Below are 13,376 nucleotides of genomic sequence, written 5' to 3'. Positions count from 1 at the left end.
GATTTTGGGTTTTGGATTTTGAGATTGGGCATTGGGTATGGGGCATGGGGCATTGGGCATGGGGCATGGGGCATTGGGCATGGGTTATTCTCCTTGTCCCCTTGTCCTCCTTGTCCCCTTGTCCTCCTTGTCCCCTTGCCCCCAATACCCAGTCCCTACACTGGTGACAATACCTTGATCTTGTCTTCTAAAGAGTTCATCAAGGACTGGAAGGGCTGGATAAACTTGTCAATACCATCGACTAACAGTTCATCCATGACGTTATCGAGATCGATGTTGATGTCGGGATCTTTGAGGTTTTCGATCAGCGTGTAAGCTTTATCTACATCTGTTTCTAAGCGATCGCCTACGTTACAATGATCGGCACAAGCTTTAATGGTCGCTGGTGGTACGGTGTTGACGGTATCATGGCCGATCAACTCTTCGATATACATCACATCTCTGTAGTTGGGGTCTTTGGTGCTGGTGCTAGCCCAAAGTAGCCGTTGTTGTGTAGCCCCTTTTGCTGCCAAATCTTGCCAACGCTCGCTTCTAATGATTTTCTTGTATTCTTGATACGCAATCTTCGCGTTAGCGATCGCTACTTTTCCTTTAACAGCTCTTAGCTTTGCTTCCACGGAAATATCATCAACGCCTTTTTTCAACTTAGCATCAATCTTGCCGTCAATGTTGCTATCGATCCGGCTGAGGAAGAAGCTAGCGACTGAAGCAATTTTACTGATGTCCTTACCTTCAGCCACCCGTTTTTCTAAGCCCCGAATATAAGCCATTGCTGTGTTTACATAGCTTTCTACAGAAAACAGCAGCGTAATATTAACATTCATTCCTTCGGATATTACCTGTTCTACTGCTGGCAAACCAGGTTCTGTACCAGGAATTTTAATCATCAGATTTTCCCGACCAATTTCTTGGAAATAGCGTCGGGCTTCGCTTATGGTTGCTTCAGTATCATGGGCAATGGTTGGCGGTACTTCAATACTCACATAACCATCTAGTCCATTCGAGGCTTCATAAACAGGGCGTAAAATATCACAGGCATTACGGATATCTGCAAAAACTAGGGATTCGTAAATTTTGTCTATGGGTAAGTTAGCCCGAACTCCGGCTTCGATATCGGCATCATAAATAACGTTACCAGCGATCGCTTTTTCAAAGATAGCTGGGTTAGAAGTAATCCCAGATATACCTTGATTTTCAACCATGTCTTTGAGTTCACCTGATTGAATAATGTCACGGGTCAAATTATCCATCCAGATACTTTGACCGTATTGGTTAATTTCTAGTAGATGATTGGTAGTCATAGCTAGTTTATTTCACTCCTGTATAGTGATGTTTCTAAGTGAAGTTGGCAAAACGCATCGATACTTACTTTTGAATTGTGGCGTTGCTAATCACTTATCGCATCGGCCAGCTGAGATAATCTTTAATTGATCTTCAAAAAGCGCTACATTGCATCCCTGATCCTAAATCACCATGATTAACTTTTAATTAATGCCAGATGAGAGTACAGCACAGAGGAAATAAGTTACTCTTATAAAACGTCTAAAATCCTTACGTAACAGTAATTACGAATTACGAATTACGAATTATCTTCTAGTGTCCGTTTTGAATAAAAGACTCCACCTTTGCTACATCCTCTCTGCTACCAATAATTAAAGGTGTGCGCTGATGCAGTTTTTTTGGCACCACATCCAAGATATTTACTAGTCCTGTAGTAGCACGACCGCCTGCTTGCTCAATCAAAAAGGCGAGAGGAGCCGTTTCATAAAGCAAGCGTAATTTTCCTTCTGGATTTTGAATTGTGCCTGGGTAGAGAAACACGCCGCCTTGAACCAAAATTCTATGGATGTCGCTCACCATTGCGCCGCTATAACGAGCGCTGTAGCCTTCTGTGCGATGAACGTAGCGAATGTATTCCCGAATTGATTCTTCCCACTGCCAAAAGTTACCCTCGTTCACGCTGTAAACAGACCCGTGGTTAGGAATGCGAATATTTTCTTCTGTGAGAATAAACTCTCCTAAGCTGGGATCGAGAACAAAGGAATGAACCCCCTTACCTATAGTATAAACCAGCATCGTGCATGGCCCATACAGGATGTATCCGGCAGCGAGTTGCTTACGTCCGTTGGCGAGTAGGTCAGTTGCCTTACCATCGCTATCAGTTCCTTCTTGTTGGCGAATGGCGAAAATGGAACCTAAGCTGAGATTATTATCAGTGTTGGATGAGCCATCAATTGGGTCATACAGCAGGGTATAGCGGCCAATGGGGCAGTTTTCGGGAATATAGTAAGGATTTTCCATTTCCTCAGAAGCGAGGCGACAGACTAAGCCACTTTGCTTAAACACTGAGATAAATACATCATTGGCATAAACATCCATCTTTTTGACGGATTCGCCTTGGACATTAACTTCCCCAGTAAATCCCAGAACGCCTTCCATTAAACCGGCGCGACTCATACGACGAGCCACCAGTTTTCCGGCCAGGGCGATGCGATTCATCAGCGCACTCAAATCCTGTGCATCTGGCGAAAAACTCTGAAGTTGTTGGAGGACGTGACGGGATAAGGTTGTACAGTCACGGTCTAAAGCTCTGTCTGTAGCATCGTAGGCAGATAAGTCTAAAGATTCTGGCGCTTTAGCCATTTTTATGTTCTCCGCAGCAACTAGCTGTTAATTGGGTTTTAGTCATCTATAGCAACTTATAGTTGCTGCTTCTATCTTAGAAAGGTAATTTGATAACTTAGATGCGACTTTAGATAAACTAAAGAAATGAATCTTCAGTGACTCCTGTACCTAGATCCTAGCTACTTCGACTTAACATGAATTTCTCAAGCGGGCGGGTATGCCTATGCTTACTATCAACAAATTCAGGAAGCAGGAGGCAGGAGGTAGGAGGCAGAAGGCAGGAGGCAGGAGGCAGGAGGTAGAAGGCAGAAGGGAACCCACGTTTTTAAACGTGGAATTGAAGTAAGGATGCCTTGTGTCGAGATGCATGGCAGGAGACACAATTTTTTTATACTAGTGGGCAATAATCCATAACTAAAGTTTTCGTTAGTACTTCTTTCCTTCTGCCTTCTGCCTTTCTTTGTAAAATCCACACATTTGCGGCAGGGACTATAGCTTTACTCTGAAACATTAATACAAAACTAGTATCAGATTTGCCCAAAGCAAGCAATCTGCCTAGTTAACTAAGTACAGCTTTGCTTAAAAGCGTAGCGTTTTTAGTTTTTAATGCAAGCCAACGCATTAACAAGGCGGCCACCGCATTAACAATACAAGCCCATGCATTAACAAGGCGGCCACCGCATTAACAATACAAGCCAATGCATTAACAAGGCGGCCACCGCATTAACAATGCAAGCCGACGCATTAACATTGTCGTGGATTGCCAATTTAATTCGGTACGAATTAATGAAATGCTGTACTAAGATACTTTTGGTTGCTGCCATAGGATGAGTTTCAATTCAGAGCAGTAGTAAGCCTCATCACTGATTTGGTGTTCGTGGTCAGCTATCCAATCATAAATTTGTGTTGCTTTTGCTAATGCCACTTTTTCTGAACGATAAAGCTGAGGAGTAGGACAGTAGGCTTGGCCATTGATGTGTATAGCTGCAATCTGCCAATAATCGCTCTCTGGTACAACTTCTAAAAACCCGTTACTGTAAGGCTGGATTATTCCTATGTTCATCTACAACCATCAAACTTTCTAACATTGGCCACAACAAAGCCGATACCAGCCAATTCTTTTGAGTCAAAGCTGGAATCATCGAAGAGGCAGAGGGGAAGGGGCTTTTAGCTGGGGGAGCAGGCCAACACTCTGCGCAAAGCCAAGCAGAGCATGGGTACGTTCGCGTTGGCGTTCGCGCAGCAGCCCCGCCCATAAGAGGGCGCTCATCTGGGGAGGGGTACAAGCTTTGTCTCAGCTTCTCCCCCTTGCTCCCCGCTCCCTACTCCCCTGCTTCTTTCGATCGGGGAATGCAGTCGCAACCCCTGCTAATGATTTTGGATTCGTAGTCAATGTAAATCTGAATTATTGGTCACTTTTTTGGCTTGATTCCCTTATTGGCAGGAATAATGGCACAAGGGACTGGTCGGCGCGGCTACATCGCGATTGCCCAAACTCAGAGTGCGGCTGGATAGATGATAATCTGTAGAGCGAACCAGCAATTCGCAGTACTCACTCAAAATAACCGCACAAAAGGACTAAATTTATTATGTCCCGTTTACTAACAGCATTCCGGCAGCGATTCTTACGGAGTATTGCAAAAGCAATACTTTTAACTTTGATTAGTAGTTTAATACTTCCTGGGGCTACTTGGGCTGCTTCTAGCTTGGGAGTTGAGAATGGTCATCTTAGTTCTTGTCCGGCTTCAGACAACTGTGTTGTTAGTCAAAACCCAGATGAAAAACACGCCATCGACCCGATTCCTTATCATGTAGACCGCAATGCAGCTAGAGAAATCTTACTAAAAGTTATCAGTGTTGTTCCGCGTACAGAAATTGTAGAACAAACAGATAATTACATCCACGCTCTTTCTAAAAGCCGTATCTTCAAATTTGTTGATGATGTAGAATTTTATTTACCTCCTAATGAGTCAGTAATTCATCTGCGATCGGCATCTCGTGTGGGAGAGTCCGATCTTGGTGTCAACCGCAGACGAGCCGAACAAATTCGTCTGGCTCTACGCGATTTAAACATTTGATTTTGTCGCTACTTATTCTCATTTAACTGAGAGAAGTGCGATCGCAATACCATTTAAAATTTATACTTAATGGAGAAATGTCAGACTATCTGCAATGATTGTGCTTTCCACACCTTAGTAGAAGAAGGGATAACGTGCATTCATCCTGACGAATTTGGGGTTAATTGTTCTACCGTTATTTTCTGCAATTCATTTGAGCCAGCACTCATCATTGACAGTCCTTGCGTGACATACGGGAACGATGAAGAATAACGTCAATTGCGTAGGCACAGCAAGTCAAAGTAATTCGTAATTAATAATGACGCTCCTGCGTCGCTAACGCTGCGCTAACGTAATTCGTAATTACACCCCATACCGCATGTTGGGGTTTGAATAATGAATAACTTTTTTTATTTTCCATTAATAAATTAAGCGGCTTGTATCCTCAATTTATTAATTACGAATTACGAATTACGAATTACGAATTATTTGGTCAGCCCTGAGCATTTCAACTTACGTCGTTATTTAATAAGTTATAGTAATATAAAAGGTCTTGGGCGATTAGCACAGGGGTAGCGCACATCCTTCACACGGATGGGGTCACTGGTTCAAATCCAGTATCGCCCACTTATATAGAGCGACAAACGCAAAAATCTGAGAATTTCTATTATCTAATCATCTTCTCTAAAGCGATTTGCAAATCTTTTGTCAAATCGCTCACAGCTTGTCTAGACGCTTGGCGATCGCCCTGACAATTTTTGAAGCGTTCTGTAACTGAAATTGGCTCTCCCACAGTGATTTGTGCCTGTCGCAAACCTAACCGAGGTCGCCCCGGAAGTGTTGTATCCTGAATTCGAGAAAGCATATCGAATACAAGCAAAGCTGTTTCTGCAAACCGTTCCGCCGTCGGTTGTTCCTGAATATAAGTAGCTGTGACTGCAACAAAACTTTCCACTATCCGCATATGCCGCATTCGCAAGTCAGCTTCTTCTGCAATCCAGTCTGCCAAACCGCGTTTGAAGGGTGCTAAAGCATTGATATCTGGCAAATCGTCTCGGTAAATGTAACTCCAGCCAGCCTCTTCTAAGCGGCGACAACGGTCAATAAAATTACCCTGCGCTTGAACTCCAAAATATTGTTCGCTAACTTGTAATGCCTTATCTAGTAGGCGATGGAGTCGGGCAATTAATACCTGATTAACACTCTTCGATTCATCAGTTGAGATGGTTTTGGGGATATCTTGATGATAGAAGCGACGATAAAACTCTTCCATCTCGGTAATTAGATATTCAGCCAACCTACAGAGGCGTTGATGGTAAATCTCTTCGCGATTACCCGAATCAATTTCCAAAACTTTCAAGCCACCATCAGCTTCTAACTTACTCAACAACCAATCGAGTTTAGACCAAGGTGGCTCAACGTAACTATATTGGATAGCGATCGGCACAACAATTACAGTCTCAGAACGGTTAGCTTTTTCTAAGTCTTCTACACACCAGAACCCCATTTGAGCAACACCAGGTTCTAAGGGGCTAACAATGCCACTATGACCATTAGTACCGCCTTCCGGCGCTACTGCGATCGGTAGTGCGCCATTAGCAAACAACTCTCGTGCATTTTGGATAGCTTGCCGATCTAGTCGCCTACCACGCCGAACCGGCACACCCCCCAGCAGAGAGAACAGCCAACCTAGCCACTTTCCAGCCCAAACTGTCATACCTCGGTCATAAAGAAAATAGCTGTGAACCAGGGATTTTAATGTAATACCTTTTTGACGAGCAACTTGTGGCACAATCCGAGAAAGCAAATACAGCATACAGAGGGGATCTTCCACCTCTGGGTGGCGAAATGCCAACAAAAAGCGAATTTTTCCAGCCTGAAATTGTTGATAGAGTTCAGCTAATACTTCAACATTCGTGGCTTCAATCTTGACAATCCCAGCTGGTAGCCAAGGGCGAGTGCGAAACCGTAGTGCGATCGGCAGTAACCACCGAACAATCTGGAGTACCAGCGGATTCAACCGTTGGGGAATAAATTTCAATGGTGGTTGAGTAGACTGAATCGATCTAGGCAAGTCGCTCTCCAGATTATATTTCTAGCGATTGTACAACGTGGGGTCTTGGTTTTGCGTAAACCCTGAGCTTTTCGCGGTCAAGCTTTTTAATCACTACCTTTCGCTCTTTTGGTTACTCAACACTCCTAAACTTTTCAACGATAGACCCTAACTATCGAATCAAAAATTAGTTTGGATGTTTAGGAAAATTTTGGAATAAATAGCCAAATACAGCTAAATTTAACACAAAAACTAATGTTTTAATCGGAGAGATTCCCCGAATCAATTCATAAATCTCTGGTGGAATACTGATACCGACAAGTCCCAATACTAAGACATGTGCCCAACGCTTTTCGTACCATAAACCAATGGCTTCAATAGTGGTAACAATAGCATATATTCCGGTTCCGATGCCGCTAAATGCTAGAGTTCTAGGATTTAAGTTAACAACTTTCATTAAAAGCCAATCAATAATTGTCGATTTACCTTCTAAAACATAATTTTCTGAAAACGCCTCTAGAGTTTGATAATTTTTTAATGTTAATAATAAAGCGATCGAAGTAACCATAAGCAGCAAGGCGGCAAATGTTTTGTAGAGAACAATTGCCACTAACCCCAATGGACGCTTTTCCAAATAACCCCCTAAGTATAGATAAGTCAAATTTTGAACGTCAAAATTACCTGAGTGCTGTCAAGTCAGAGTTCACCTCCTTATCCAGAGATTCTTCTAACTAAGTACGGCTTTGAATCGGTGCAATGAATGCAATACTATAATTTCCTCTCCCCGAACCCCCTGCTTAACAAGGAAAAATAATCCCATTTTTTGAAAATGAATCGGGTTTTAATTGATTTTAATGTGCGTAGACTAGCAAAAATAGCAGGCATCACACATTTCAATCAAAAATTTTCAATGGAGGTTAGCGGACTCGAACCGCTGACATCCTGCTTGCAAAGCAGGCGCTCTACCAACTGAGCTAAACCCCCATACTAAAATAGTAGATAACTTTGATTACCGTTGTTATTGTAACTTATATCGTTCTATTACCAAAGGAATGAAGCCAGAAAATATCCAAGTTGTCGCCACACTGTATAAATTTGTTAAGCTGCCAGATTTTGCCGAGAAACGAGATTCTCTGCTGTCTTACTGCCAAACGCAAGGTGTCAAGGGCACTATTTTGCTGGCACTTGAAGGGATTAACGGGACAATTGCTGGTTCGCGTCAGGCGATTGACTCAGTTCTCTGGTTTTTGCGTTCTGACCCCCGTCTAGCAGACTTAGAATCCAAAGAGTCCTATACCGAAACCCCACCTTTTGAGCGGATGAAGGTGCGGTTGAAGCAAGAAATTGTTACTTTGGGGTTGCCAGAAATTGACCCAACTGAGCAAGTTGGCATCTATGTCAATCCCCAAGAATGGAATGATTTAATTTCCAATCCAGAAGTAACGGTAATTGACACCCGCAATGATTATGAGGTGAATATCGGTACTTTCCAAGGGGCAGAAAATCCCCAAACTGAATCATTCCGCGAATTTCCCGATTATGTGCGCCACCATCTCGACCCAACTAAACACAAAAAGGTTGCTCTCTTTTGCACAGGCGGCATTCGCTGTGAAAAAGCTTCATCTTTCATGCTTGCACAAGGCTTTGCAGAAGTCTATCATCTCAAGGGCGGCATTCTGAAGTATTTGCAAGAAGTTCCAGCACAAAAAAGTTTATGGGAAGGAGAATGTTTTGTTTTTGATGAGCGGGTAGCCGTTAGTCATGGATTGGAGAAAGGAAGTTATGAGTTGTGCCTCTGTTGTGGGCATCCGATTTCAGAAGAAGATAAAGTGTCTCCCAAATATGAGCAAGGTATCTCCTGTCCCTATTGTTTTGATAGCCTCACCGAGGAGAAAAGAGCGCGTCAGCAAGAAAAATGGCGCTACTATCAAACCCAAGTTGGCAACAAAAATCAGGATGTGAGTTGAAGAATAATTTATAACTCATGATTCAGAATTTAAGGGCAAAATTACTGTAAATTTAGTACCAACTCCAACTTCACTTGTGACACTGATTTGACCCTGATGAGCATCAACGCATCTTTTAACAATTACTAACCCCAATCCAGTACCCTGAATTGATTTGACATTTGAGGCTCGGTAGAATGATTCAAACAGTCGAGCTTGGTCTGATTCGGGAATACCCATACCCCGATCTTGAATGTAAAAAGTTGCTACTTTCTCAATGGGATCGCATATTAAATCAAACTGAATCTTGCCACCTTGGGGAGAATATTTAACCGCATTTGAGAGAAGATTTGCAAATAGGTAATGTAAGAGTCCTTCATCCATGACAGCTGACGTATTCTCACTATGACAGGTAAAAGCAATTTCACACATACTGCTTTTAACCATCAAAAAATCTTCGATTAACTCTTGACAAAATTGCTCTAAGTTAAGAGGAGCAGGGTTGAATATGAGTTTTTCTGCTTCTGCTCGACCCATAAACAGCACTTCTTCCATGAGTTTTTCCATAGATTGGACAGCGCCTTGAATTCGCTTTAAATAGATGCCTCTTTTTGTATCTGTCAAATTTGCTCCTTGCATTTCCATGAGTTCTACTGCGGTTTGAACAACAGTTAGGGGATTACGGAACTCATGAGATACAGTAGAGATAAATAGGGATTTGAGACGGTTAAGTTCTTGCTCCTTCTCTAATGCTTGCTCTAGCAATTTTGTTTGCCGTCGTTCGCTAAGATCCCAAAAAACAACTACTACACCATTTATCTGGTCAGTTCCTCGCTTCAGTGGTGAAGCACTATCGCCAATGGGAATTCTTTTGCCATTTTTTGTAATCAGAGATGTGAATTCCCCTAAATAAACAGCCTGTTGCTCGCGCAGCACTTTTGTCACAGGGTTTTCTAATGTTGTCTCTGTCACTTCATCGACAATATGAAAAATTTTTGCTGCTTCATTTCCTAAAGCATCTTTTTGCTCCCACCCAGTCAGTGCTTCAGCTGCGGGATTCATGAATGTCATCTTTCCCTGCTCATTAGTAGCGATTACAGCATCACTCATTGAGTTTAAAAGAGTTGCTAACTGATCTCGATTTTCCCGCAGTTCGCGTTCTAATCGGTGTTTTAACAAACCAATCTCGATCGCAATTTTTAAATCTTTTGTAGTAAATGGTTTAACGATGTATCCAAAAGGTTGGGTAATTTTGGCTCTTTCTAAGGTATGGTCGTCGCCATAAGCGGTTAAATAAATTATAGGTACATCTAACTGCTCGCGAATCTGAGTGGCAGTAGCAATACCGTCCATATCACCTTTAAGAATAATATCCATTAATACTAGTTCTGGTTGAGTTTCCGATGCCTTGGCAATGGCAACTTTTCCAGATGAAGCTGTACCCGTAACAATGTATCCTAGCTGATTGAGTTGACTAGCAATAGTTCTAGCCACAATCACTTCATCTTCAACGACTAAAATCCTAGCTCGATCCATTTGATATTGATGAATGCAAAGTTAACTGCGTAAATTTTATGTTGAATACTGTTCCGCGATCGCGTTCTAGAGTAATATCGCCTTCTAGTTGTTCTGTAACCAAGTCATGTACTAACGACAGACCCAAAGAATCAGTATTTCTCCAATCTAAATTATCTGGTAAACCAATCCCATTATCTCGGATAGTCATCTCGATGCTATTGTCAATATTGTGTAAAGCGATACTAATTGTGCCTACTTGTTGATTGGGAAAAGCGTGTTTGAGGGCATTGGAGATTAATTCGTTAATCACCAATCCACAGGCGATCGCTTGATCGACATTCAAGCTTACTGAATCTATATCAGTTTCTAGAGAAATTTTACCAGGGCATATTTGATAGGAAATTAGTAAGCTAGCTGCTAAATTATTGATATAGTCAGCAACATCAATTTGTCCGATATTAGCGGAAGTATATAAATTTTTGTGAATTAGAGATATTGACTCAATTCGATTTTGACTCTCTCGAAGAACTTTGATTATTTCCGGGTCTTTGAGTGTTTGAGACTGAAGTTGTAATAAACTGGAGACAATTTGCAAATTGTTTTTAACTCGATGATGAACTTCTTTTAAAAGAACTTCTTTTTCAGCTAAGGCTGTTTTTAACTTTATTTGAGCTTTTTGTCTTTGAACAAGTTCCGTTTGAGCTTGCGCTAAGATGCTGGATTGTTGAATTGCGATCGCTAATTGCACTGTTACTCGATCGAGCAAATCTAATTGATTTTCTTCCCACTCCCGAAAACCAGAGCATTGGTGAGCAATCAGTAAACCCCAAATGTGAGAGCCAGGGTTTTGAGAGCTTACTTCTAGTAAAATCGGCACAACTAAATTTGCTTTCACCTCAAACTGTTCTAACAGGCGAATATGGCAATCAGTTAGTCCAGCTTCATAAATATTAGCGATCGCTCGTTTGCGTCCCTGATAATATTCCACTCCTGCACCTGTTTGAAAACACGTATCAGGAATCTCCACACCTAAAGAAACCGTCCATCCAGGTTCCACTGATTCTGCCATAATTGTGCCGATCATCTCTGAGTTAAATTGATAAACTACTACTCGATCAACCCCAAGTAAATCTCGCACTTCTTGAACTGTTGCATTCAAAATATCTTGAAGATTCAATGATTGACGAATCCGTTGAGCAACAGTTCGCATCAATTGCTCCCGCTCGGCTTGGGCTTTTAGAGCTAGTTCAGTTTGCTTACGTTCTGTGATATCTTGCCCAATACCAATAATTTGACCATTTGAAAGGTAAACATTAGTCCAAGAGGTATCCAGTAAACGACCATCGCGCACCTGAGTTTTAAAGTCACCCCAAATACGTTGTGCAGACTGAATAAAATTAATTACATCCTGTCGATATTCAGAATTAGGATATAGCACTTCTAAGACATCACGAGTTTGGAAATCTTGAAATTTCCAACCGAGAATATTTTCCCATTCTTGGTTCACCCACTGGAGTTTACCATTGGCATTGACCAGGGCAATCATCAATGGTATGTTCTCAAAAATTATCCGCAAAAACTCATTTTGTTCTTGGAGTTTCGTTTCGGCGTTTTTGCGGTCATTAATATCATTAAATACTGTTAAAATGGCTGACTCATTGTTAAAAACTAAATATTGTAAAGAAGCGATCGCCCAAAAACGAGTTCCATCTGCTTTTTTTAATTGCAGTTCATAATTATGAATAAACCCTTGTTGATTAAGAACTTTTAACAGTGCTTCTAAATCTGTCAAATTATGATATAAATCTACAATTTTTTTGCGATTAACTAAATACTCTGGAGAAAACTGAAATGTATGAAGAGACTCTGTATTAGCGTATAAAATCAACCCATCAGACACACGCGAAATAATGAATGGAACAGGAATAGCTTCAGAAATAACTCGAAATCTAGCTTCACTTTGTTGAAGAGTTCTTTCTATTTGTTTGTGTTCTGTGATGTCTCGTATATGAACTAAACGAGCCTTATAATTGCCATAGTCTATTGTCTGTGTGAAAATTTCAACATCAATAATCTGTCCGTCTTTTCGCTGATGTCGCCATCGTCCAGTAAAGTCCAAGCTAGAATGCTTTTGTCGTAAATATTCAAGTAAGAGAGGCACATCTTCTGAAGGGCGAACGTCAGTTATTCGCATTTGCAAGAACTCTTCTCGTGAGTAGCCGTAGTGAACAACAGCAGCTTCATTTACATCTAAGAATTGCAGATTATTCTGGTTATATACCCACATAGGATTGGGATTTTTAGAGAAAAGGAAATTAAAACTCCTTTGGCTTTCATTTTCAGAAAATAGCATTAGTGGTTTTGTGATAAAAGTTTTTATTATGTACTAAAATTTAATTATTTTAAATCTAAAATAATTATTAATTTTTTTGCAAAATTTGTTTTTTACGATCCAATCTTCTACTGATTCAGAATTTCATGTATAAGCTCTTTGATATTTAGGGATAAAAAATTGGTCTGTACTCAAAGAGACTTCTTACAGAGATACATGTCGGTTCAATATTTATGCAAATCTCCAGTGTAAAATATGTCTGATAGTTTACACTAAGAAAATATCACTTGCACAGCTAGGGGGAAGATAAAATAGCCTGAAATGCCTACATATTAAATAATGTGGCAATTTATGATAAAACAACAAAAAGACTTAATTATCAATAAGCCTTCTTTAATGATAAATTTGCCTGAATTCTACGAAAGACACCTGAAACAGGACTTGGACTTGTTTAATACTAAAAATCCTAATTTATTACAATCGATAAAAACTATCAACATAGAAGCATTTACTACGGCTTTACCATAGCAATACTTTATGAAAGTAGATGAAAGAAAATTCAACAGTTTTGATCTTTAAATTATATAAATGTTGAAGAGATATGGTTTCCTATAGTAAAAAATTGGCTGGCTAGAAATATATTTTTCTTTAACTCAAGTCATTTATGTAGTAATTGACCGAACTAATAATTGATGTCTATTCCCATATATATATTTTAAATTGTTAGGAAAAGTGGGTTAAAGCAACTTGTAATTCTTATACATTAAAACAAAAAGCGCCCTCCGTTACCAGAGGGCGCTTTCTTATTTAGCTAAACTTCAGAATTAACCGTTGATAGCAGGAGC

9 protein-coding genes and 2 tRNA genes are annotated in these 13,376 nt (G+C 40.7%); 3 read left to right on the top strand and 8 right to left on the bottom strand.

Annotated elements, in window-relative coordinates; genetic code table 11:
- Positions 1 to 155: 155 nt before the first annotated feature.
- The 3 genes from tal to RMY64_RS28440 all read right to left on the bottom strand — a co-directional run bounded on the left by tal (position 156) and on the right by RMY64_RS28440 (position 3,688).
- Positions 156 to 1,301 (bottom strand): transaldolase, encoded by a 1,146-nt coding sequence (gene tal, locus RMY64_RS28450; RefSeq protein ID WP_322701750.1) that lies wholly within the window; start codon positions 1,299 to 1,301, stop codon positions 156 to 158.
- A 292-nt stretch (positions 1,302 to 1,593) separates the two neighbouring features.
- A complete protein-coding gene (gene fbp / locus RMY64_RS28445) occupies positions 1,594 to 2,643 on the bottom strand; it encodes a class 1 fructose-bisphosphatase (protein ID WP_322701749.1) in 1,050 nt (349 codons plus the stop codon).
- A gap of 781 nt (positions 2,644 to 3,424) precedes the next feature.
- Complete coding sequence (locus tag RMY64_RS28440) at positions 3,425 to 3,688, bottom strand: hypothetical protein (protein ID WP_322674816.1); 264 nt, start codon at positions 3,686 to 3,688, stop codon at positions 3,425 to 3,427.
- A 526-nt stretch (positions 3,689 to 4,214) separates the two neighbouring features.
- Here RMY64_RS28440 and RMY64_RS28435 point away from each other — a divergent pair.
- A complete protein-coding gene (locus RMY64_RS28435) occupies positions 4,215 to 4,703 on the top strand; it encodes a DUF1499 domain-containing protein (protein WP_322701748.1) in 489 nt (162 codons plus the stop codon).
- Positions 4,704 to 5,237: 534 nt separating this feature from the next.
- A tRNA-Val gene (locus RMY64_RS28430) sits at positions 5,238 to 5,309 on the top strand.
- Between the two features lie 40 nt (positions 5,310 to 5,349).
- Here the strand turns inward: RMY64_RS28430 and RMY64_RS28425 are convergent.
- From RMY64_RS28425 to RMY64_RS28415, 3 genes are all read right to left on the bottom strand, one after another.
- The gene (locus RMY64_RS28425; protein ID WP_322674818.1) at positions 5,350 to 6,756 is read right to left on the bottom strand and encodes a 1-acyl-sn-glycerol-3-phosphate acyltransferase; all 1,407 of its coding nucleotides are present in this window, start codon (positions 6,754 to 6,756) and stop codon (positions 5,350 to 5,352) included.
- Positions 6,757 to 6,922: 166 nt separating this feature from the next.
- Positions 6,923 to 7,369: a DUF2127 domain-containing protein gene (locus RMY64_RS28420; RefSeq protein WP_322701747.1), complete on the bottom strand. Its 447-nt coding sequence runs from the start codon at positions 7,367 to 7,369 to the stop codon at positions 6,923 to 6,925.
- 277 nt (positions 7,370 to 7,646) lie between these two features.
- A tRNA-Ala gene (locus RMY64_RS28415) sits at positions 7,647 to 7,719 on the bottom strand.
- 68 nt (positions 7,720 to 7,787) lie between these two features.
- Here RMY64_RS28415 and RMY64_RS28410 point away from each other — a divergent pair.
- Positions 7,788 to 8,702 carry a rhodanese-related sulfurtransferase gene (locus RMY64_RS28410; protein WP_322701746.1) on the top strand — a complete coding sequence of 305 codons (915 nt, stop codon included), beginning with the start codon at positions 7,788 to 7,790 and terminating at the stop codon, positions 8,700 to 8,702.
- Positions 8,703 to 8,717: 15 nt separating this feature from the next.
- Here RMY64_RS28410 and RMY64_RS28405 read toward each other — a convergent pair whose 3' ends face one another.
- Both RMY64_RS28405 and RMY64_RS28400 read right to left on the bottom strand, forming a co-directional pair.
- Positions 8,718 to 10,217, bottom strand: coding sequence for an ATP-binding protein (locus RMY64_RS28405; RefSeq protein WP_322701745.1), 1,500 nt, complete (start codon positions 10,215 to 10,217; stop codon positions 8,718 to 8,720).
- Positions 10,204 to 12,552: a PAS domain S-box protein gene (locus RMY64_RS28400; RefSeq protein WP_416212165.1), complete on the bottom strand. Its 2,349-nt coding sequence runs from the start codon at positions 12,550 to 12,552 to the stop codon at positions 10,204 to 10,206. Before RMY64_RS28400 ends, RMY64_RS28405 begins: the two co-directional genes overlap by 14 nt.
- Positions 12,553 to 13,376 lie beyond the last annotated feature (824 nt).

This window comes from Nostoc sp. DedQUE08 (assembly GCF_034530895.1).
In the GTDB taxonomy this organism is placed as follows: Bacteria; Cyanobacteriota; Cyanobacteriia; order Cyanobacteriales; family Nostocaceae; genus Nostoc.
This window is presented reverse-complemented; position numbering and strand designations above follow the sequence as displayed.

Coding starts and splice junctions, on each gene's coding strand:
- RMY64_RS28410 (WP_322701746.1), top strand. CDS start 7,788: ATGAAGCCAGAAAATATCCAAGTTGTCGCCACACTGTATAAATTTGTT.
- RMY64_RS28400 (WP_416212165.1), bottom strand. CDS start 12,552: ATGCTATTTTCTGAAAATGAAAGCCAAAGGAGTTTTAATTTCCTTTTC.
- RMY64_RS28435 (WP_322701748.1), top strand. CDS start 4,215: ATGTCCCGTTTACTAACAGCATTCCGGCAGCGATTCTTACGGAGTATT.
- RMY64_RS28405 (WP_322701745.1), bottom strand. CDS start 10,217: ATGGATCGAGCTAGGATTTTAGTCGTTGAAGATGAAGTGATTGTGGCT.
- tal (WP_322701750.1), bottom strand. CDS start 1,301: ATGACTACCAATCATCTACTAGAAATTAACCAATACGGTCAAAGTATC.
- RMY64_RS28440 (WP_322674816.1), bottom strand. CDS start 3,688: ATGAACATAGGAATAATCCAGCCTTACAGTAACGGGTTTTTAGAAGTT.
- fbp (WP_322701749.1), bottom strand. CDS start 2,643: ATGGCTAAAGCGCCAGAATCTTTAGACTTATCTGCCTACGATGCTACA.